Genomic DNA, 19,665 nt, shown 5'->3' with positions numbered 1-19,665 from the left:
GGTCTTTTTTTTCGACCCAAACGCAGGGTGGCGGACTTGTTTCTCCCCAACAGAACTCCCGGGACCGCGCGGGGGCTGGCGCCCCCCCACCCCCCCCCCCCCCACCCTCCCTCGCCCCCCCCCCCCCCCCCCCCCCCCCCCCCCACCGCCCCGCCCGCTCGGCTCAGATCGTCGCCGTGTCGATCACGAAGCGGTAGCGGACGTCGCTGCCCAGGACGCGGGTGTACGCGTCATTGATCTCGGTGGCGGCGATCAGCTCGATCTCGGCGCCCAGGCGGTGCTCAGCGCAGAAGTCGAGCATCTCCTGGGTCTCGGCGATGCCGCCGATCATGGAACCGGCGAGGGTCTTGCGCTGTCCGATCAGGGAGAACAGGTTGAGGCTGACCGGCTCCTCCGGGGCGCCGACGTTGACCAGCGCGCCGCCGGTCCTCAGCAGGCCCAGGTAGGCGTTGAAGTCCAGCGCCACGGACACCGTGGAGACGATCAGGTCGAAGGTGCCGGCCAGCTCCTCGAAGGTCTTCGGGTCGCTGGTGGCGTAGTAGTGGTCGGCGCCCAGCTTGAGGCCGTCCTCCTTCTTGCGCAGGGACTGCGACAGCACCGTCACCTCCGCGCCCAGCGCGTGCGCGATCTTGACGCCCATGTGGCCGAGGCCGCCCATGCCGAGGACGGCGACCTTCTTGCCGGGGCCCGCGCCCCAGTGCTTGAGCGGGGAGTAGAGGGTGATGCCCGCGCACAGCAGCGGCGCGGCCTCGTCGAGCTTCAGCCCGTCCGGGACACGCACGACGAAGTGCTCGTCGACGACGATCTTCTCGGAGTAGCCGCCATAGGTGGGCTCGCCGTCCTTGCCGACGCCGTTGTACGTCATCACGTTGCCGCCGGTGCAGTACTGCTCCTGGCCGGCCCTGCAGTTCTCGCACTCGCGGCAGGAGTCGACCATGCAGCCGACCCCCACCCGGTCGCCGACGGCGAACTTCGTCACGCCGGGGCCGACCGCGGAGACGACGCCCGCGATCTCGTGGCCGGGCACCATCGGGAACATGGCCTCGCCCCAGCCCTCGGTGGCCTGATGGATGTCGGAGTGGCAGATGCCGGCGAACTTGATGTCGATCAGGACGTCGTGCTCGCCCACCTCCCGGCGCTCGATGGTGGTCCGCTCGAGGGGAGCCTTGGCGGCGGGGGCGGCGTATGCGGCGACAGTGGTCATGCCGGGGATCTCCTAAGCAGAGTGGTCGCGTCCGGCCGCCTTTCCGGCCGGGCACGTGCTCCAGCGTGCCGCCCGCGCGGGCATCCGCCCAGACCACGGCTCTGCCTACGTCCAGCGTTCCTACCACTGGCAAGGTCAGGCTTCCGGGCGTACGTACGGGAATACTGGACGCATGGACGAACAGCGCGATTCCGGCGCGGGCCTGGACCGCAGGGCCGAGCTCAGCGAGTTCCTGCGCACCCGGCGCGCCCGGCTGAAGCCGCAGGACGTGGGGCTGCCCGAGTTCGGCCGGCACCGCCGGGTGCCGGGACTGCGGCGCGAGGAGCTGGCCCAGCTCGCCGGGGTCTCCGTGGCGTACTACACGCGGCTGGAGCAGGGCAACGGACGCAATGTGTCCGCGGAGGTGCTGGACGCGATCGCCCGCGCGCTGCGGCTCACGGACGCCGAGCACGCGCATCTGACGCACCTGGCCAAGCCCAAGCAGCACAAGAAGAAGCCGGCCGCGCGCACCCAGCAGGTGCGGCCGTCGCTGAAGCAGCTGCTGGACACCATGGACGCGGTCCCGGCGTACGTCGTGGGGCGGCGCTCCGACATCCTGGCGTGGAACAGGATGGCGGCCGCGGTGTTCGGCGACTGGGCGGAGCTGCCGGCGGCGGAGCGGAACTGGGCGCGGCTGGCGTTCCTGCGGCCCGACTACCGCGAGCTGTTCGTGGGCTGGGAGCAGAAGGCGATCGACATCGTCTGTCTGCTGCGGATGGAGGCCGGGTGCTATCCGGACGACTCTCGGCTGTCCGCGCTGGTGGGCGAACTGTCCGTGAAGAGCGAGGACTTCAGGCGGCTGTGGGCCACCCACGACGTCAAGGAGAAGACCCACGGCGTGAAGGAGCTGCGTCACCCGCTGGTCGGTGAACTCTCCCTGCGCTACGAGTCTTTCCGCATCGCCGACGACAGCGAGCAGTCGCTCGTCGCCTACCACGCCGACCCCGGCACGCCCTCCGCCGAGGCCCTGCGCCTGCTGGCGAGTTGGGGCTCGGACGCCACCCGGGCGGGCCAGGACTCGGCGAACCAGGCCGGCTGAATCACCGACGGGGCACCGGGCGTCACCGGGCAGGTGGCGCCCGGTGTCCCGTCGGCGCGAGGCTGGCCCCGCCCCGGCCCCTCAGCCCTGGTACGGCGGCGCGGCCCCCCACGTCCACTTCGGCACCGGCTGCTCGGCCGGAGGCACCGCGTCGGGGCCGGAGAAGTAGACGGCGAGGCGGGTGCCCCACTCCACGTAGGCGAGGAAGGCGGAGCGGAACTCCGCGTCGGTGGGGAGGCCGGCCTCGTCGGCGGCGTCCTGGATCAGATTGACCCAGCGGCGGCGCTGCGGCTCGGTGATGCCCTTGCCGAAGTGCTTGGCGACCATGTGGTTGTGGCCGCCCTGGGTCTCGGAGTAGCGGGCCGGGCCGCCGAAGACCTCGGCGAGCCAGAGGGCGACATGCTCGGCGTGGGCGGGGTCGAGACGGGCGAAGAGGGGTGCCAGGAGGTCGTCCTCCAGCACCTTGTCGTAGAACGCGGACGTCAGCCGGGAGAAGGCGTCCGCGCCGCCCGCCCAGTCGTAGAGGCTGGGGACGGCCGCGCCGCCGCCGTGCACGGGTGTCGGGGCGTAGTGCCGCATCTCCTCGATGTCGGAGACGTACGGGCGGATCTCGGCCAGGAAGCCGGGGAACAGCTCGGACTTGCGGAAGCCGTCGAGGTGGTCGGCGGTCGAGGTCCAGGTGATGCGCAGGATGTAGTGCTCGGAGTCCTCCTCGCAGCGGGTGAGCTCGTAGTCGACGCACTGGGGGGCCGCCGCCAGGTGCGGCGCGGCGCGGGTGTAGGCGGCCAGGAACTCGGCCGAACGCTCTTCGGGAATGCGGTACCGGATGTACTCCACCGTGTGAGCCGTCATGGGGTCACACAAACACGAACGGCCCGCCGGAAGCTCTGCTTCCTGCGGGCCGTTCGCTCACAGCTCAGGGCTCACAGAGCCCTCGGCTCGGGCCCGGAGAGCCCTGGGCTCACAGAGCCCTCGGCTCGGAGAGCCCGAGCCGCACGGCTCACTTGCCGTAGTACGCGTTGTAGATCGACAGCGTCGACTTGTTGTTCTTCTTGTCCGTGATCTTGGCGTGGAAGGAGACACCCTTGTTCTTGGCGGGGTTCTTCACCTTGATCTTGCCGTTGGTCACGGTGACCTTCTTCCAGGTCTGCCCGTAGTCGTACGACACGTACACCGCGAGCGACTTGAGGTTGGTGCCGCGCGCCGCGCCCTCGACGGAGACCGGGATGGTCTGCGTCAGGCCCGCCGTGACACGGCCGTCGGAGCCGGTCTTGGCGTTGAAGCGGACGCTGGAGGCCGGCAGGGCCACCATGTCGTCGGTGGTGGGCTTCTTGGAGCGGAAGGTCCAGCTGGCGTCGATCCGCGTGGAGGCGGCCGCGACCTTGACGCTGCGCTTGACCGAGGTGGTCAGGCGGTACTCGGCGTCGGTGGACGGAACCGAGAACTCCTTCTCGCCGAACAGCGGGTCGTTGTGCGTGCCGACCTTGACGCCGTTGCGGTAGAGGGTGGTGGCCACCGCGGTGAAGTCCGAGGACCCGGGGTGACCCGCGGAGTCGGCGTACAGCGGCAGCACGCCGCCGATCTTGTTGCCGGCGCGGTACAGGCCGTAGTCGGCGGTCAGCTTGGGACCGAAGACCGGCTTGTTGAAGGTGGTGGTGTAGGTCTTGCCCGCCGTGTAGGCCTTCAGGGCGTCGCTGGTGTAGAAGGCCTCGGTGATCGGGTTGCCCTCGGCGTCCTTGCCGCGGTACTGCTCGAAGTCGGTGCCCCAGACGATGCCGCCGGCCGTGGACACGTGCACCGTGCGCGTGCCGGGCAGCTTCTGCTCCACCGGGATGCCCATGACGAACGCCTGCGGGAAGAGGCCGTAGACGCTGAGCGCACCGGTCTTGCCGGGCGTGGCCGCGGCGAGGATGTTCTTCAGGGTGGCGAGCTCGGTGGTCTTGAAGTGCTTGACCTTGTCGCCCACGATCTTGGTGCCGTTGGCGGTCAGGGCCACGTCCCACTCGGTGCCGGTGCCCTTGGTCCACTGGCCGTTCCAGGTCTGGTTCAGACCGGTGACCGTCGGGCCGAGGTGGGCCATGCGCAGGTCGGCGAAGGACGGACCCATGAAGCCGATGCCGAAGCCGCCGGTTTCGTAGGAGTAGTTGATCGTCGCCGACAGCGGCTTGGCCGTGGCGTCGGGCACCGTGATGTCCGCCGCCTTGCCGGTACGGGCGTCGAGCGTCAGCGTGGCGTTCCTGGTGACGCTCAGCCTCGGCTGGACCAGCCAGTCGAGACCGCCCTCGAAGGTGACGAAGTCCTTCACGATCCAGGCGTCGAGGCCGTACGTGCCGCGGGGCAGACGCAGGGTGGTGACACCGGACTCGGCCTGCGGGACGTCGACGACACGGCCGGAGCCGATGCCGCTGTAGCCGAGCAGGACGGTGCTGTACTTCGACGTCGGCAGGCCGTCCCTGCCGATGTGCTTGACCGTGACGTCGTAGGACTCGATCTCACGGTTGACCGCGGCGGCCGTGCGGACGGTCTGCCCGCCGCCGGTCGCGACCACGTACGCGGAGTACGCGCCGTCGACGGTGCCGCCGAGGCGGGTGTCGGCGGTGACGTTCACGGAGGCCGTGCCGCCCGCCGGGACCGTCACGGTGGAGGCGCTCAGCTTGAAGAAGCCGGCCGGGGCCGCGGCGCCGTTCGGGTTGGTGGCGGTGGCCTTGAGGGTCAGCGTCACGGCCGTGGTGCCGAGGTTGCGGTACGTCAGCGGCTTGGTGACCGGCGTGTCGTCGGTGTGCGGCCACTGCTGGGTGCCGAGGCTGACCGACACCGGCTCGGCGATGACGGTCTGCTTGAGGGCCTTGTCGATCTGGATGCGGCCCGAACCCTGCTGGAACGCGGTGTACTTGCCGCCCTTGGTGGAGGCGGTGAGCGCGCCCTTGATCTGGGTGTACGTCCAGGTCGGGTGCTGCTGCTTGAGGATCGCGGCGGCGCCCGCGACGTGCGGGGTGGCCATCGAGGTACCGGAGATGGTCAGGTAGCCGGCCGGGTTCTCGCCGACCTCCTGCGCGATGACGCTGCCCTTGGCGGACGCGGCGGTGATGTCCACGCCCGGACCGGTGACGTCCGGCTTGATGGCACCGTCGCCGGCGCGCGGGCCGGTGGAGGAGAACGGGGCGAGCACGTCCGCGTCGTCGACCGCGCCGACGGTGAGCGCGGAGTCCGCGCTGCCCGGCGAACCGACCGACTCCGGGCCGGAGTTGCCGGCCGCGATCGCGAACAGGATGCCCTTCTCGGCGGAGAACTTGTCGACCGCCGCCTCCAGCGGGTCGACACCGGGTCCGTCCGGGCCGCCGAGGCTGAGGTTGACGACGTCGGCGCCTTCGGCGGCGGCCCACTCGATACCGGCGATGATGCCGGAGTCGTCACCGGAGCCGGAGTCGTCGAGGACCTTGCCGTTGAGGACGGTCGCGCCCGGCGCCACACCCTTGTACTTGCCGCCCGACTTGGCGCCGGTACCGGCCGCGATGGACGCGACGTGGGTGCCGTGGCCGAACTTGTCGGAGGCGTCGGCGGCGGGCGTGAAGTTCTTCGACGCCGTGACCTGGGTCTTCAGGTCCGGGTGGGTGGCGTCCACACCGGTGTCCAGCACAGCGATCTTGACGCCCTTGCCGGTGTACCCGGCGGCCCAGGCGACGGGAGCGCCGATCTGCTTGGTGGACTTGTCGAGCGTGACCCGGCGGACGCCGTCGAGCCAGACGTGCGCGACACCGGCGGCGGTCTTGTCGCCGTTGGTGACCGCGTCCCACAGCTCGGGGGTGTCCGACTCGGGGGTCTGCACCGCGTCGGCGTTCAGGGTGCCGAGGCTGCGACGCAGGGTGCCCGCGTCACGGACGTCGGCCTTGGCGGCCGAGGCGGCCCCCTTGTAGCCGACGATGACCTTCAGGCCGTTCTTCTGGGACTTGCGGGTGGCGGACTTGTTCAGTTCGGTGATGTCGAACAGCCGCTGGTCCAGCCTGCCTTCGGCGACCAGACGCGCCGCGTCGGCGGGGATGACCAGCGTGTGGCCCTGGAACTTGCGAACCGACACGGGTATGTTCTCGCGGCCCTCTGCCCGCTGGAGGCCGACGATCCGGCCCTTGGCGTCGACGGAGACGCGGTCACCCGTGATCAGCGTGATGCGGTGGTGAGCCGTCAGCTTGGCCGCGGCCTCCCGGTGCTGCGACTCGGCGTCGGCCGCCGCCGGGCTGGTCAGACCCGCGGCGAGCGCAACGGCCGCGGCGCCTGCGACAGTTGCCGCACCGACCTTTTTCACTTGTCTGCGCAAGACTCCCCCTGGGAGATCGAATGCCGGGCGAATTCCCCGTTCACCCGGCCGGGGGCCATCCCGTACACACGCGCGTACACCCCCCGGAGGACGAAGTATGCCGGGGGGTGATCAGCGGCCTCAACAAGCGCTCTGTCACGAGTCCGTCATAAAAGCGGGTGACAGCAGCGATTTCAGGACACAGCGCGCTCGGTGACTGTAATGGCCCCCTTGCGGATGGTCGCGAGCCGGGGTGCCCGCTTGGCGATGGCGGAGTCGTGGGTGACCATCACGAAGGTCAGCCCGTGCTCCTTCCACATCGTCTCCAGCACGTCCATCACCTCGTCGCGCATCGACTCGTCGAGGTTGCCGGTGGGTTCGTCGGCGAGCAGCACCTTGGGGCGCTTGACGAGCGCGCGGGCGATGGCGACGCGCTGCTGCTGGCCGCCGGACATCTCCCCGGGCAGATGCCCGAGCCGTTCGCCGAGGCCGACCGACTCCAGTGCCTCGGCGGCTCGTTCCCTGCGCTCCCGGGCCTTGACGCCGAGCGGGACGAGTGCCGTCTCCACGTTCTCCTGGGCGGTGAGGGTGGGGATGAGGTTGAAGCTCTGGAAGACGAAGCCGATGTTCTCGCTGCGTACGCGGGTGAGGCGGGCCTCGGGCAGGGCGGCGAGGTCGGTGCCGTCGAGGACGACCTGGCCCGAGGTCGGGCGGTCGAGGCCGCCGAGCATCTGGAGCAGGGTGGACTTGCCGCCGCCGGTGGGGCCCTGGATGACCAGGCGGTCCCCGTCGGCGATGGTGAGGTCGATGCCGGCCAGGGCCTTCACGGTCTCCTTGCCTCGCGTGTAGTGCTTGGTCACTGCGGTGAGGTCGTACATGTTTGTTCCTTCGTCTGCGGGATCGTCGTGGCTTGTCGCGCCCACGCGGCGGAGCCGCACATCGGTACAGCCCCGCGCCCCTGGGCCGGTTGCTGTCGGGCCCCTCTCACGGGCACAGGGCATACGCCGGACCCTGTCGCGCCCACGCGGCGGAGCCGCACGTCGACACAGCCCCGCGCCCCTGGGTCGGGCCCGGCCCCGTCACTCGACCCGGCGGAGGGCGTCCGCGGGACGCAGTCGGGACGCCCGCCAGCCGCCGAAGGCGCCCGCGATCAGGCCGCCGGTCACCGCGAGCCCGACCGCGAGGGCGACGGTCGTCAGGCTGACCGGCGCGGTGAGGGCGACTTCGAGGGACCTGCCCGCGGACTGGGGGCCGCCGGGGCCGCCCATCACCAGGCCCGGTCCGCCCTGGCCCGGGCCGCCGCCGGTGGCGCCGCCGAGGTCGGCCTCCAGCGTCGGGCTCACCGCCGTCACCGCGTACGCCCCCGCCAGGCCGAGGGCGATGCCGAGGGCGCCGCCCACCAGGCCGTTGACGACGGCCTCGCCGACCACCTGGCCGGTGACCCGGCCCGAGCGCCAGCCGAGGGCCTTGAGGGTGCCGAACTCCCGCACCCGGCGGGAGACCGCCGAGGACGTGAGCAGTCCGGCCACCAGGAACGCGGCGACCAGGACCGCGACGGACAGCCACTTGCCGACCTTCGTGGCGAGGTCGGAGGCGGTGGACAGGGAGCCGGACACGGTGTCGGCGAGATCGGCGGACGTCGTCACCGTCGTGCCCGGGACGTTCTTCGAGACGGCGGACTTGACGGCGTCGATCCGCTGGGAGTCGGTGGCCTTGACGTAGATCGTGGTGACCTTGTTCTTCGCGTCGGCGAGGGTCTGGGCCTGCGTCAGCGGGATGTACAGGTTGGCCGCGGAGTCGCCGCTGTCGGCGGTCGCGACGCCGATGACCTTGTACTTGACGCCCTTGACGGTGACGGTCGAACCGACCTTGTACTTCTTCTCCTTGGCGTACGCCGAGTCGACCACGGCGACCTTGCTGTTCGTCTCGGTGGTCTTGAAGGTACGGCCGCTGGTGATCTTCGAGGAGGTCAGCGGGCCGAGGGCGGGCTCGGTGACGTCGGTGCCGTAGACGGAGAAGTTGTTGACGCCGAAGTCGGCGCCGCCGCCCTCCACCCGGCCCTGCGGGGCCTGCTGCCCGGCGCCGGGGCCGCCGCCCTGGCCGCCGCTCTCCTGCTGCTGGAACTGGCCGCGGGTGAACTCGCCGCTGACCCGGATGACCTGGAGGCTGAGCCCGCCGACCGCGTCCGCGACACCGTCCTGGTCCGCGACCTTGCCGACGGTGGAGGAGGCGAGGGTCTGGAAGCCCTGGACCATGACGCGGTCGCTGCTCTGCTCGTCCTCGGAGTCGTCGTCGCGGGCGTCGAAGCGGAAGCGGGGGCCGCCGCCCTGCTCGCCGGTCTGGGCCGCGGCGGCCTTGGTGACCGTCATGTCGGTGCCGAGCCCGTACAGCGACTGGAGGACCTTGTCCTGCGCCCTGCTCATGCCGGAGGACACGGAGGTGACCACGATGACGAGCGCGATGCCCAGCGCGAGGCCGGAGGCGACGACGAGGGCCGCCTTTCTGCGGCGGCGCAGTTCGCGCCTCAGGTAGGTGAAGAACATGCGCCGCAAGCTAGAGAGGCACCCTGATGGACTGATAAGTCCCGCATAAGAGGAGCATGAGAACCCCTGACGGAGCGTCACAGCCACCCCACAGCACGCACCCGGAAGGGGCGGGCCCGGAAAACGCCGATGCCGCCCTCGGGGAGAGCGGCATCGACAGGGCTTCGTGGGGGATCAGACGGCGGAGCCGGCCTTCCACTGCGCCCAGTCCAGGTTCCAGCCGTTGAGGCCGTTGTCCGGGGAGACGGTCTTGTCGCCGGTGTTCTGCACGACGACCACGTCACCGACGATCGAGTTGTCGAAGAACCACGCGGCCTCGGTGTTCGGGTCGCCTGCACCCTTGGTGTCGTTCAGGCCGACACAGCCGTGGCTGGTGTTGACGTTGCCGAAGACCGAGTCGGCACCCCAGTAGTTGCCGTGGATGAAGGTGCCCGAGGTGGTCAGACGCATGGCGTGGGGCACGTCCTTGATGTCGTACTCGCCCTTGCCGTCGTCGTCGGTGAAGCCGACGGTGGCGCCGTTCATCCGGGTCTCCTTGAACTTCTCGGAGATCACCATCTGACCTTCGTAGGTCTTGTTCTCGGGCGAGCCGGCGGAGATCGGGATGGTCTTGACGACCTTGCCGTTCCGCGTGATCTTCATCTGCTTGCTGTTGGCGTCGACGATCGAGACCTGGTTGCGGCCGATCGTGAAGGTGACCGTCTTCTGCTGGACGCCGAACACACCGTCCGCGCCCTCGACACCGTCGAGCGCGAGCTTCAGCGTGACGGTGGAGTTCTCGGTCCAGTAGTTCTCGGGGCGGAAGTCGAGGCGGTTGGCGTTGAACCAGTGGCCGACGACCTCCTGCCCGCTGCTGGAGCTGACGGTGATGCCCTTCTGGACGTCCGCCTTGTTGGTGATCGCCTTGTCGAAGTTGATCGAGACCGGCATGCCGACGCCGACGGTGGAGCCGTCCTCGGGCGTGAAGCTGCCGATGAAGCTGTTGTCCGGGGAGACCGTGGTGAAGGAGGCGTTCTCGTGGGCGTCACGGCCCTTCGCGTCCTTCGCGGTCACCGCGATCTTGTAGGTCGTGGAGCGCTCGAGCTGGGCGCTGGGCTTCCAGCTGGTCTTGTCGGCGGATATCTCGCCGGAGACCTCCGTGCCGTCCGAGGTGGTCATCGACACCTCGGTGAGCGTGCCCTTGCTCACGGTGACGGCGGCGGAGTTGTTGATGGAGGCGTTGGCCGTGCCGTCCTTGGGCGTGATCTTGATCTGGGCCTCGGAGGTCTTCTGCGCCGCCGCCTCGTCGACCTTGGCCTGCGAGGTGTCGTCGCCCCCGTCGGCCTTGGCCTCGTCGCCGCCGGAGCAGGCCGAGAGCACCAGAACACCGCCGAGCAGTGCGGACGCGACCGTCAGGCCCCTGCGCCGCTTACTGTTCGTCATCACACGCTTCTCCATCGTTGCCGATTCCCCAGTAACCCCGAGAGTTCCCCGCCGTGAGCTATCAACGCTACGACCGGTTCGTCCCGTTCCACATGCCCTGATTGTGTGGGGCACGCCACTTCCCGCCAGGGCCGGTGGTAACGGCTGTCGGTCGGTGCGTCCCCTGAGACGACGAAACCCCGGACGACGGTTGCCGTCCAGGGTCACGATTTCCCCACAACCGGCTCAGCGCGACGCGCGTTCCCCGTCGCCCCTGTCGTCCGTCTCCGCTTCGTCCTCTTCGCCTTCGTCGCCCTCTTCGTACTCTTCGTACTCTTCGGATTCCTCGGATTCCTCGGATTCCTCCTCGCCATCATCCTCGTCCAGATCCCAGTCCGGAGAGTCGGGGTCGTACTCGATCAGCTCGCTGCTCCAGGAGGCCTGCTGGAGCTCGACCCCGGGCACCTCGCCCACCAGGTCGAACGGGTCCACCAGGTACGCGAGCGCCTCGGCTGTGTCTTCCCTCACCGCGCTCTCGGCATGCGCACGCTCGGAGTCGGGCATCTCCCCGTCCTCCGCGACACGCTCCAGCGCCGCCTCCGTGACCGCGTCCACGTCGTCCACCTCGAGGACGAGTTCGACACGAAGCCGTACAAAACGTGATGTCTCTGGGGTGCTCATGCTCCGGAGCGTACGGCCGGCACCCGAGATGGCTTTCCCGCGACCCGCCCCTTTCATTAGCATCGCTGCACACGGCCAATTCGCCAGCGTCACAAGGGGATCGATATTCCGTGTCATCCGCTCGCCGTCCGTTGCTGACCGCCACCGCCGCGGCAAGCCTGCTGGGCGCCCTGTGGTTCGTCCCGTCCGCGAACGCGACGGGCGACTCCGCCACGGGACGCCCGCCCGCGGCGACCACGACGACGCAGGCCAGAGCCGTCGCCGCGAGTACCGAGAGCTCGTCCGGCGGCACCGAACTCGCCGACACCGGAAGCTTCGACAGCACGCCCTATGTCGTGGGCGGCACGTTCTGCCTCACGCTCGGCGCCGGGTTCGTGGTGTATTCGGTGCGAAGAGAGCGGCTTGGGTTCTAAATACCTGAGCTTGACTCGTGTTTGACCGAACACTCATAGTCCGCTCATGAACAGATCAACGGGGGCGCGTCTGTGCGCCACGGCTGTCGTCGGCGCGCTGTCGCTGGCGCTGCTCACGGGGTGCTCGGACAGCGGCTCGGACGACACCAAGGGTTCCGGCGGCAACGCCAAGACGTACAGCAAGGCCGAGCTGGACAAGCTGCTCATCGCACAGGGCGACGTCGACGGCTACAAGGTCGAGCCGGTCGAGGCTTCGCTCAAGTCCGACAAGAAGAAGCTCAAGGGCGACGAGAAGTGCCTGCCGCTCATCTACGTCATGAGCGGGCTCGCGCCGACGGACGCGCCGGCCGAGACCAACACCATGGCCTCGCAGGAGAAGAAGCCCAGCGACGCCGCCTCCAAGTCCGTCGAGGACCTGGCGGAGGGCGAGATCGAGGACGCCATGGCCGAGGCCATGAACGCCGACGTGACGGTCGTCGCGCTGTCCTCGTACGAGGGTGAGGGCGCCGCGGAGGCCTTCGAGACGGTCTCCGAGGCGGTCAAGGACTGCTCGGGCGGCTTCGAGGTCTCCGACGGCGGCGAGCCGACGAAGATGACCAAGGTCGCCGAGGAGGCCGCGGTCGGCGCCGGCGGCGACGAGGCGCTGGCCTTCGTCACGACGGGCGAGATGGACGCGGAGGCCGGCCAGACCGGCACGGTCCACACCCAGGTCGTGCGGCACGGCAACACCCTCGCCTCGTACTTCACGATGAACATCGGCGCGATGATGAGCGAGAAGCAGTACAAGGTCCCGGCGCCGGTCGTCGACGCCCAGGCCGGCAAGCTCAAGTAGCACGGCACATACTCGCCGAAGGGCCCCGTCCGCGGTCGCGGACGGGGCCCTTCGTCATGCGCGGGGCGGGCCGCTAGCGCAGCGGGCCGGTCACCGTCTCCGCCGCCGTGACCAGGGAGCCGTCGCGGACGAAGGCGTCCGCCGCGGCCAGGTCGGGCGCGAGGAAGCGGTCCGGGCCGGGGCCGCCGACACCGGCCGCGCGGGCGGCGTCGATGACGGCACGGCTGGCCGGGGCCGGGGCGAGGCCCTCGCGCAGCTCGACCGCGCGGGCGGCGGCGTAGAGCTCGACGGCGAGGACGCGGGTGAGGTTGCCGACGGCCGTGCGCAGCTTGCGCGCCGCCGACCAGCCCATGGAGACGTGGTCCTCCTGCATCGCCGAGGACGGGATGGAGTCGGCCGAGGCGGGCACGGCCAGCCGCTTCATCTCGCTGACCAGGGCGGCCTGGGTGTACTGGGCGATCATCAGGCCGGAGTCGACGCCGGCGTCGTCCGCGAGGAACGGCGGCAGGCCGTGGCTGCGGTTCTTGTCCAGCAGCCGGTCGGTGCGGCGCTCCGCGATGGACGCCAGGTCGGCGGCGGCGATGGCGAGGAAGTCCAGCACGTAGGCGACGGGCGCGCCGTGGAAGTTGCCGTTGGACTCGACGCGGCCGTCGGGCAGCACGACGGGGTTGTCGACGGCCGAGGCCAGCTCGCGCTCGGCGACCAGGCGGGCGTGCGCGAGGGTGTCGCGGCCGGCGCCGGCCACCTGCGGGGCGCAGCGCACCGAGTAGGCGTCCTGCACGCGCGGGGCGTCGTCCTGGTGGTGCCCGGTGAGGCCGGAGCCCTTGAGCACGGCCAGCATGTTCGCGGCCGAGTCGCCCTGGCCCGGGTGCGGGCGGATGGCGTGCAGCTCGGGCGCGAGGACCTTGTCGGTGCCGAGCAGGGCCTCCAGGGAGAGGGCGGCGGTGACGTCGGCCGTCTTGTAGAGGGTGTCGAGGTCGGCGAGGGCCATGATCAGCATGCCGAGCATGCCGTCGGTGCCGTTGAGCAGGGCGAGGCCCTCCTTCTCGCGCAGCTCGACGGGGGCGATGCCGTGCTCGGCGAGGAGTTCGCCGGCGGGGCGGACGGTGCCGTCCGGGCCCTCGGCGTCGCCCTCGCCCATCAGCGTCAGGGCGCAGTGGGACAGCGGGGCGAGGTCGCCGGAGCAGCCGAGCGAGCCGTATTCGTGCACGACCGGGGTGATGCCGGCGTTGAGCAGGTCCGCCATGGCCTGCGCGACCTCGGGGCGGACACCGGTGTGACCGGAGCAGACGGTCTTCAGCCGCAGGAACATCAGCGCGCGCACGACCTCGCGCTCGACGCGCGGACCCATGCCGGCCGCGTGCGAGCGGACGATGTTGCGCTGGAGCTGGGCGCGCAGTTCCGCGCTGATGTGCCGGGTCGCCAGGGCGCCGAAGCCGGTGCTCACGCCGTAGACCGGCTCGGGCTTGGCGGCCAGCGCGTCCACGATCTCGCGCGCCGCCGCGAGGGCCGCCACCGCCTGCTCGGAGAGCTCGACGCGGGCGCCGCCGCGCGCCACGGCCAGAACGTCGGACGCGGTCGTGCCGGAGGTCCCCACCACCACAGTGTGCATATCCATATTCAGGAGCGTACGCAGTGAATTCGAAAATGTCACCAGTGGCCACGGGGTTCGCCCCTTACCGGCCGGACCCCCGCACGCCGCCGGCCGGACCCCCGCGACCCCACGCCGGTACGTCCGTCAGCTGCGGCCGCGGAAGCTGCGGCGCTCCGCCCCCGTCTCCCGGGAGGGCGCGTCCGCCAGCCGGACGACCGGATCGTCCGGGCCCGCCCGGCCGGCCACCACCGGCCTCGCGGCGCGCACCGCCTTGGCCCGGTACTGGGCGGCGTCCGCGAGCCGGAACAGCCGGCGGGCCGACCGGACCGGGCCGATCGGGTCCTCGGTGGACGCCACCCCGCAGGCCACTCCGTCGCCCAGTTCCAGCTCGGCGGCCCGGCGGCACAGCTCGTCGGCGACCTTCACCACGTCGTCCGCGGGCGGGCCGGCCGCCACCAGGCAGAACTCGTCGCCGCCCAGCCGGGCCGCCAGCGTGCCCGGCAGCATCGCGCCGCACAGCGACAGCACCGAGCCGAAGCGCTCCAGCAGGCGGTCGCCGACGGCGTGGCCCTGGCTGTCGTTCACCCGCTTGAGGCCGTTGAGGTCGCAGACCACGAGGCTGACGACGACACCCTCCGCGCGGTACCGCTCGATCGCCTCCTCCAGGCGCATGTCGACGGCCCGGCGGTTGGCGAGGCCTGTCAGCGCGTCGGTGAAGGCCAGCCGGCGCGCCTCCTCCAGCCGCTCGGTCTGCGCGATGCCCGCGGCGACGACGGCGGCCAGCACGGTGGCGAACCCGGCGTCGGACGGCTCGAAGACGGCGGCTCCCGCCGGGCGCGCCACATACAGCTCGCCCCACGCCCGCCCGTGCAGCACGACCGGGGCGACGACACAGCTGCCCCGGCCCCGGCGGCGCAGCGCGGCGACCCGCTGGTGCACATAGCCGGGGCGGCCCGCGGCGGGACCGTCGGCGGTCTCCACCCAGGCGTTGGGACCGCCCCCGCCCGCCCAGCGCTCATGGAGGAACTCGGTGATCTCCGGGAACTGATGGACGGGGTACGTCTCGTCGTCGGGGAACTCCACCTCACCGGTGGCGCGCTCCCCCACGTTCACCAGGACCCGCAGGCGGCCGAGGTCCCGTTCCCACACCGACAGGGCGGCGAAGCTTCCGTCCAGGGCGCGGCAGGCACCGTGCGCCGCGGCGTGCCAGGACTCGCGTGGAGTGTGTGCCGCCGCCATGCCCTGCGCCAGCGCGACTACCGCCGACAGTCGCTCGTCCTCGCCCATTGCTCCAGGTTAGGGACCTTTTTATCGCTATGGGGTGTTTGTGTGGCGAACAGGTGGGGGAACCTGCCTCACTCGCCCGGCCACTGGGGCTTGCGCTTCTCGTTGAACGCCCGCACGCCCTCCGCCCGGTCCCCCGAGAAGGCCACCGAGCGCCAGGCCGAGTCCTCCACCTCCAGGCCCGCCCGGAGGTCCAGGCCGTGCCCCAGACGCAGGGCGCGCTTGGCGGCCCTGAGGCCCACCGGGGAGTTCCCGGCGATCCGGTCGGCGAGGGCGAGGGCCTCCTCGCGGTCCCGGCCGTCGTCGACGAGGACGTCGATCAGTCCGAGCTCGCGCGCCTCCCCGGCCTCCACGCGGCGGGCCGTGAAGATCAGCTCGGCCGCCCGCGCCGCGCCCACCCGGCGCGGGAGGAGCTGGGTGCCGCCGCCGCCCGGGATGACGCCCACCGAGACCTCCGGCAGCCCCACCACGGCCGTGCCGTCGGCCACGATCACATCGCAGGACAGGGCCAGCTCGAAGCCGCCGCCGAGCGCGAAGCCGTGCACCGCGGCGACCGTCGGCACGGGCAGCTCCAGGACTCCCGTGTAGGCGCCGCGCGCGACCGGGCGCTGGCGGACCAGCTCGGCGTCGGTGAAGGAGTTCCGCTCCTTCAGGTCGGCCCCGACGCAGAAGGCGCGCTCGTGAGTGGAGGTCACCACCACCACGCGCACCTCGCGGTCGGCGCCCAGCGCCGCGCAGGCCTCGCCGATGGAGCGGGCCATCTCGCTCGACACGGCGTTCATCGCCTTGGGCCGGTCCAGGGCCAGCTCGGCCACATGGCCGCCGTCCCCGTGCCGCCGTACGGCCACGAACTCCCCGAACCGCTCCTCGCTCATGACGCCCTCCGGTTAACGCGGGTTAACACCAACGCCCCAGATCATCGCAGCCGGGCCCGGCTGAGCCAAGGGGGACAGGGGCGCGGGGCGTCGGCGGCGTACGGCTCGGCCGCCCGGGTGTGCCGGTCAGGCCCCGGACCGCCGGTCGCACGGAGGAATGACCATCACACACCCGTTCGTCGCACAAGACCCGACACCCCATTCGAGTGACATCACGCCCAACTCCCTCCCGGACCACCGCAAGCGCGCATAACGTCCGCCAGGGCGCGAAGGGGGCGCACGCATCGGGGAGGGACGCGATGACGACACACATCACCAGCACCATCCGCCCGCGGGGACGGCACCGGCGGCCCCGCCCCCGCGGGGTGCTGCTCACCGCGGGCGGCCTCGCGCTGGCCGCCGGCGCGCTGAGCCTCGTACGGCTGGCCCCGGACTCCGGTCTCGGCGGGATCGGCGCGGCGGAGGCCGAGCCGCGGGTCAACCCCTATCGGGGCACGGAACGCGCGTCCCACACGGACGCCACCGACACCGGCACACCGCGGCCGAGCCCCTCGGCGACCGCGCCCCTCGGCGGGGCCGTCGCGTCGCCGCTGCCCACCGACAGCCCCGCGCCCGCCGCGAGCCCGGCCGCCCCGAGGCCCTCCGCGAACCGGCCGGCCCCGGCCGGAACCGGCATCCCTCAGGCGCCCAGCACACCCACGCCCCGGACGACGCCGCCCGAGGCACCACCGGCGAGCACACCGCCGTCACGGCCGCAGCCGACGCCCGCACAGCCCTCCGCCCCGCCGACCCCCACCCAGCCGGCCCAGCCGCCCGGACTGTGCATCCCGGTCATCGGGCTGTGCATCGAGCAGGACGTGGAGGACGAGGAGCCTGCGCACCACGGGCACGCTCGGACTACGCCGTCCCGTCCCGGCGGGTGAGCAGCCACGGCTCGACCACGCCGAGGCCACGCACCGGGCGCTGCCACATGGGCTGGAGGGCGAACCGGTAGGCGGGCGGTTCCTCGCCCTCCTTCTCCGCGGCGGCGGCCGCCTCCGCGGCCTCGGACTCCGAGGCCGGGGCCTCGCCCGCGCGGATCAGCTCCTCGGCGAGGGCGCTGTCGACGAGGACGGCGTCCCGGGGAGCTATCGAGGTGAGCCGGGAGGCCAGGTTCACCGTCGTACCGAAGACATCGCCCATCCGGGTGGTGACCGTGCCGAACGCGATGCCCACGCGCAGCTCCGGCATGGTCTCGTCGTTGGCCATCGTCTCGACGAGCAGCAGGGCGATCTCCGCGGCCGTCCCGGCGTCGTCGGCGGCGTACAGGACCTCGTCGCCCAGCGTCTTGATCAGGCGGCCGCCGCGCGCGGCGACCAGGTCCGCCGCGGTCGTCTCGAACGCCTCGACCAGCTCGCCCAGTTCCTCCTCCTCCATACGGCGGGTGAGGCGGGTGAAGCCGACGAGGTCGGCGAAGCCCACGGCGAGGCGGCGGTCGACCATCTCCTCGTCGTCGGCGGCCTGCACGACCCGGCCGGTCGCGGCGGCGAGCTGACGGCGCCAGACGTAGACGAGGAACTCCTCCAGCTCCGGCAGCAGCAGTTCGACCAGCGGATACGTGACCTCGGTACGGGTCATGCCCGGCTCGGGCGGCTCGGTCAGGCCCTCCAGGAAGGAGTCGATCTGCCACTCGGCCAGCCGGGCGGTGGTCTGGCCGGTGGAACGGGCCACCTGCACGGCCATGGCCTCGCTGAGCAGGCCCGCCTCGACGAGGCCCGCCAGTCGGCGCAGGGCCAGCACGTCGGCCTCGGTGAGCGCCTTGGCCTGGCCGATGTCCGCGAAGCCCATCGCCCGCCAGAAGCGGGACGCCAGTTCCATGGAGACACCCGCGCTGCGGGCGGCCTGGAAGGGGGTGTAGCGGCGCTCGGCGCCGAGGATGAGTCCCTCCAGGCGGAGCGCGAGCGGGTCCTCGCCGTTGTCGGTGCCCGTGCCGTTGCCGTCGGGCGCTGGGTTACGACCCATGCCGGAGCCCGTGTCGTCGACGGTCACGCCTGCTGCCCTTCCGATCTGCCGCGGTCAGGTATCGACCGGCCTCAACTGTACGGGCTCACTCCGTTGGGTTTCGCCGTTCGGGGCCGCATGTGCCTGGATTCGTCGCCGGGCCGGGTGCGGGTCGTGGCCGCCGCCCGCGCCCCGCGGCGAAGCCGCCGGCAGATGCTGCCCGCGCCCCTGGGGCACGCGCTCCTAAGCGGGCCTCAAGTGCACGATGTCGCCTGCTCCCACAGGTTCTTGCACGCCCTCCTCCGTCGCCAGGACCAGGCGGCCGTCGCCGTCGAGCGCCACCGCCTCGCCCACGATCGAGCGGTCGCCGGGCAGTTCCGCCCGGACGACTCGTCCCAGCGTCGCGCAGCCCGCCGCGTACGTCTCCTGGAGACCGGAGGCCACGGGGTCGCCGCCCGCCGCGCGCCAGCGGCCGTACCACTCCTCCAGGGAGCGCAGCACGGCCCGCAGCAGCGGGTCGCGGTCGGTGTTCGTCGCGCCCGCGAGAGCGAGCGATCCGGCCTGGGGCACCGGGAGTTCGTCCTCACGCAGGGTCACATTGACGCCGACACCGACGACCACCGAGTCCTCCCCGGCGCGCTCGGCGAGGATGCCGCCGGCCTTGCGTTCCTCGCCACCGACAGTGACCAGGAGGTCGTTGGGCCACTTGAGTGCCGTGTCCACCCCGGCCGCCCGCGACAGACCCGTCGCCACGGCCACCCCCGTCAGCAGCGGCAGCCAGCCCCAGCGCGCCACCGGGACCTCGGCGGGCCGCAGCAGCACGGAGAAGAACAGGCCCGAGCGGGGCGGGGCGGTCCACTCCCGGTCGAGCCTGCCGCGCCCGGCGGTCTGCTCCTCGGCGACCAGGACGGCGCCCTCCTGCGCCTTGCCCGCGACGGCGAGGGCCACCAGGTCGGAGTTGGTGGAGCCGGTGCCGCGCACCACCTCCACGTCGCGGTAGAGCCCGCCCTCGCGCACCAGCCCGCGGCGCAGGGACGCGCCGTTCAGGGGCGGGCGGTCGAGGTCGGACCAGCGGTCGTCTGAGGCATCTCGCGGAGTCATGCAAGCCACACTAGGTGTGTTGTACGCCGCACTGCCGATCGGTAGGGCCGCCACTACTCTACGGATGAGTAATCGTCCCCCCTTTTGAGCAGGCAGGGAGCCGCATCCCGATGTCCGAGCCGGAAGAGATCGACATCCACACCACCGCGGGCAAGCTCGCGGATCTCCAGCGTCGCGTCCAGGAGGCGACGCACGCGGGCTCGGCTCGTGCCGTGGAGAAGCAGCACGCGAAGGGCAAGCTGACGGCCCGTGAGCGGATCGGGCTGCTCCTGGACGAGGACTCGTTCGTGGAACTGGACGAGTTCGCCCGGCACCGTTCCTCGAACTTCGGGCTGGATGCCAACCGTCCCTACGGTGACGGTGTGGTGACCGGGTACGGCACGGTCGA

General features: G+C 71.5%; 17 protein-coding genes. 5 read left to right on the top strand and 12 right to left on the bottom strand.

What is annotated here, in order from left to right:
* Window positions 1-163: 163 nt before the first annotated feature.
* The gene (locus tag ACZ6SQ_RS10005) at window positions 164-1,204 is read right to left on the bottom strand and encodes an NAD(P)-dependent alcohol dehydrogenase (RefSeq protein ID WP_469558808.1); all 1,041 of its coding nucleotides are present in this window, start codon (window positions 1,202-1,204) and stop codon (window positions 164-166) included.
* 172 nt (window positions 1,205-1,376) lie between these two features.
* Between ACZ6SQ_RS10005 and ACZ6SQ_RS10000 the strand changes: the two genes are divergently transcribed.
* Complete coding sequence (locus ACZ6SQ_RS10000) at window positions 1,377-2,282, top strand: helix-turn-helix domain-containing protein (protein ID WP_469558804.1); 906 nt, start codon at window positions 1,377-1,379, stop codon at window positions 2,280-2,282.
* Between the two features lie 81 nt (window positions 2,283-2,363).
* Here the strand turns inward: ACZ6SQ_RS10000 and ACZ6SQ_RS09995 are convergent, their stop codons facing one another.
* The 6 genes from ACZ6SQ_RS09995 to ACZ6SQ_RS09970 form a co-directional block, all read right to left on the bottom strand.
* Window positions 2,364-3,134 carry a globin domain-containing protein gene (locus ACZ6SQ_RS09995; protein ID WP_469558802.1) on the bottom strand — a complete coding sequence of 257 codons (771 nt, stop codon included), beginning with the start codon at window positions 3,132-3,134 and terminating at the stop codon, window positions 2,364-2,366.
* A gap of 148 nt (window positions 3,135-3,282) precedes the next feature.
* A complete protein-coding gene (locus ACZ6SQ_RS09990; RefSeq protein WP_469558799.1) occupies window positions 3,283-6,582 on the bottom strand; it encodes a S8 family peptidase in 3,300 nt (1,099 codons plus the stop codon).
* 185 nt (window positions 6,583-6,767) lie between these two features.
* Window positions 6,768-7,451 carry an ABC transporter ATP-binding protein gene (locus ACZ6SQ_RS09985; protein WP_469558796.1) on the bottom strand — a complete coding sequence of 228 codons (684 nt, stop codon included), beginning with the start codon at window positions 7,449-7,451 and terminating at the stop codon, window positions 6,768-6,770.
* Between the two features lie 201 nt (window positions 7,452-7,652).
* Complete coding sequence (locus ACZ6SQ_RS09980) at window positions 7,653-9,116, bottom strand: ABC transporter permease (protein ID WP_469558793.1); 1,464 nt, start codon at window positions 9,114-9,116, stop codon at window positions 7,653-7,655.
* A 174-nt stretch (window positions 9,117-9,290) separates the two neighbouring features.
* The gene (locus tag ACZ6SQ_RS09975) at window positions 9,291-10,553 is read right to left on the bottom strand and encodes a L,D-transpeptidase (protein WP_469558790.1); all 1,263 of its coding nucleotides are present in this window, start codon (window positions 10,551-10,553) and stop codon (window positions 9,291-9,293) included.
* A 210-nt stretch (window positions 10,554-10,763) separates the two neighbouring features.
* Complete coding sequence (locus ACZ6SQ_RS09970; RefSeq protein WP_469558788.1) at window positions 10,764-11,198, bottom strand: hypothetical protein; 435 nt, start codon at window positions 11,196-11,198, stop codon at window positions 10,764-10,766.
* Between the two features lie 110 nt (window positions 11,199-11,308).
* On the opposite strand from ACZ6SQ_RS09970, the gene ACZ6SQ_RS09965 reads away from it, so the two are divergent.
* Together ACZ6SQ_RS09965 and ACZ6SQ_RS09960 are read left to right on the top strand one after the other, a co-directional pair.
* Window positions 11,309-11,611: a hypothetical protein gene (locus tag ACZ6SQ_RS09965; RefSeq protein ID WP_386380726.1), complete on the top strand. Its 303-nt coding sequence runs from the start codon at window positions 11,309-11,311 to the stop codon at window positions 11,609-11,611.
* A gap of 46 nt (window positions 11,612-11,657) precedes the next feature.
* Window positions 11,658-12,443 carry a hypothetical protein gene (locus ACZ6SQ_RS09960; RefSeq protein WP_469558784.1) on the top strand — a complete coding sequence of 262 codons (786 nt, stop codon included), beginning with the start codon at window positions 11,658-11,660 and terminating at the stop codon, window positions 12,441-12,443.
* A 73-nt stretch (window positions 12,444-12,516) separates the two neighbouring features.
* Here ACZ6SQ_RS09960 and hutH read toward each other — a convergent pair whose 3' ends face one another.
* From hutH to ACZ6SQ_RS09945, 3 genes are all read right to left on the bottom strand, one after another.
* The gene (hutH, locus tag ACZ6SQ_RS09955) at window positions 12,517-14,055 is read right to left on the bottom strand and encodes a histidine ammonia-lyase (RefSeq protein WP_469559569.1); all 1,539 of its coding nucleotides are present in this window, start codon (window positions 14,053-14,055) and stop codon (window positions 12,517-12,519) included.
* Between the two features lie 126 nt (window positions 14,056-14,181).
* Window positions 14,182-15,324: a GGDEF domain-containing protein gene (locus tag ACZ6SQ_RS09950; RefSeq protein WP_469558781.1), complete on the bottom strand. Its 1,143-nt coding sequence runs from the start codon at window positions 15,322-15,324 to the stop codon at window positions 14,182-14,184.
* 68 nt (window positions 15,325-15,392) lie between these two features.
* Window positions 15,393-16,196: an enoyl-CoA hydratase/isomerase family protein gene (locus ACZ6SQ_RS09945; RefSeq protein WP_469558778.1), complete on the bottom strand. Its 804-nt coding sequence runs from the start codon at window positions 16,194-16,196 to the stop codon at window positions 15,393-15,395.
* Between the two features lie 299 nt (window positions 16,197-16,495).
* On the opposite strand from ACZ6SQ_RS09945, the gene ACZ6SQ_RS09940 reads away from it, so the two are divergent.
* Window positions 16,496-17,119 (top strand): hypothetical protein, encoded by a 624-nt coding sequence (locus ACZ6SQ_RS09940; protein WP_469558775.1) that lies wholly within the window; start codon window positions 16,496-16,498, stop codon window positions 17,117-17,119.
* Here ACZ6SQ_RS09940 and ACZ6SQ_RS09935 read toward each other — a convergent pair.
* Both ACZ6SQ_RS09935 and ACZ6SQ_RS09930 read right to left on the bottom strand, forming a co-directional pair.
* Entirely contained in the window at window positions 17,094-18,224 is a 1,131-nt protein-coding gene (locus ACZ6SQ_RS09935; protein ID WP_469558772.1) for an adenylate/guanylate cyclase domain-containing protein, read from the bottom strand. The genes ACZ6SQ_RS09940 and ACZ6SQ_RS09935 overlap by 26 nt on opposite strands.
* Before the next feature lie 195 nt (window positions 18,225-18,419).
* The gene (locus ACZ6SQ_RS09930; protein ID WP_469558770.1) at window positions 18,420-19,277 is read right to left on the bottom strand and encodes a biotin--[acetyl-CoA-carboxylase] ligase; all 858 of its coding nucleotides are present in this window, start codon (window positions 19,275-19,277) and stop codon (window positions 18,420-18,422) included.
* A gap of 110 nt (window positions 19,278-19,387) precedes the next feature.
* Between ACZ6SQ_RS09930 and ACZ6SQ_RS09925 the strand changes: the two genes are divergently transcribed.
* Window positions 19,388-19,665, top strand: a 278-nt coding sequence (locus ACZ6SQ_RS09925; protein ID WP_469558767.1) for a carboxyl transferase domain-containing protein, incomplete at its 3' end; no start/stop codon positions are given.

The organism is Streptomyces sp. NPDC048600 (assembly GCF_055587025.1).
The sequence above is the reverse complement of the archived record's forward strand: the minus strand, read 5'-3'. Positions and strand labels throughout refer to the sequence as shown.

Bases quoted from the DNA above. Each gene is read 5' to 3' on its own strand.
- ACZ6SQ_RS09975 (WP_469558790.1), bottom strand. From the start codon at position 10,553: ATGGAGAAGCGTGTGATGACGAACAGTAAGCGGCGCAGGGGCCTGACG.
- ACZ6SQ_RS09945 (WP_469558778.1), bottom strand. From the start codon at position 16,196: ATGAGCGAGGAGCGGTTCGGGGAGTTCGTGGCCGTACGGCGGCACGGG.
- ACZ6SQ_RS09995 (WP_469558802.1), bottom strand. From the start codon at position 3,134: ATGACGGCTCACACGGTGGAGTACATCCGGTACCGCATTCCCGAAGAG.
- ACZ6SQ_RS09930 (WP_469558770.1), bottom strand. From the start codon at position 19,277: ATGACTCCGCGAGATGCCTCAGACGACCGCTGGTCCGACCTCGACCGC.
- ACZ6SQ_RS09980 (WP_469558793.1), bottom strand. From the start codon at position 9,116: ATGTTCTTCACCTACCTGAGGCGCGAACTGCGCCGCCGCAGAAAGGCG.
- ACZ6SQ_RS09985 (WP_469558796.1), bottom strand. From the start codon at position 7,451: ATGTACGACCTCACCGCAGTGACCAAGCACTACACGCGAGGCAAGGAG.
- ACZ6SQ_RS09960 (WP_469558784.1), top strand. From the start codon at position 11,658: ATGAACAGATCAACGGGGGCGCGTCTGTGCGCCACGGCTGTCGTCGGC.
- ACZ6SQ_RS09940 (WP_469558775.1), top strand. From the start codon at position 16,496: ATGACGACACACATCACCAGCACCATCCGCCCGCGGGGACGGCACCGG.
- ACZ6SQ_RS10005 (WP_469558808.1), bottom strand. From the start codon at position 1,204: ATGACCACTGTCGCCGCATACGCCGCCCCCGCCGCCAAGGCTCCCCTC.
- ACZ6SQ_RS09970 (WP_469558788.1), bottom strand. From the start codon at position 11,198: ATGAGCACCCCAGAGACATCACGTTTTGTACGGCTTCGTGTCGAACTC.
- ACZ6SQ_RS09950 (WP_469558781.1), bottom strand. From the start codon at position 15,324: ATGGGCGAGGACGAGCGACTGTCGGCGGTAGTCGCGCTGGCGCAGGGC.
- ACZ6SQ_RS10000 (WP_469558804.1), top strand. From the start codon at position 1,377: ATGGACGAACAGCGCGATTCCGGCGCGGGCCTGGACCGCAGGGCCGAG.
- hutH (WP_469559569.1), bottom strand. From the start codon at position 14,055: ATGCACACTGTGGTGGTGGGGACCTCCGGCACGACCGCGTCCGACGTT.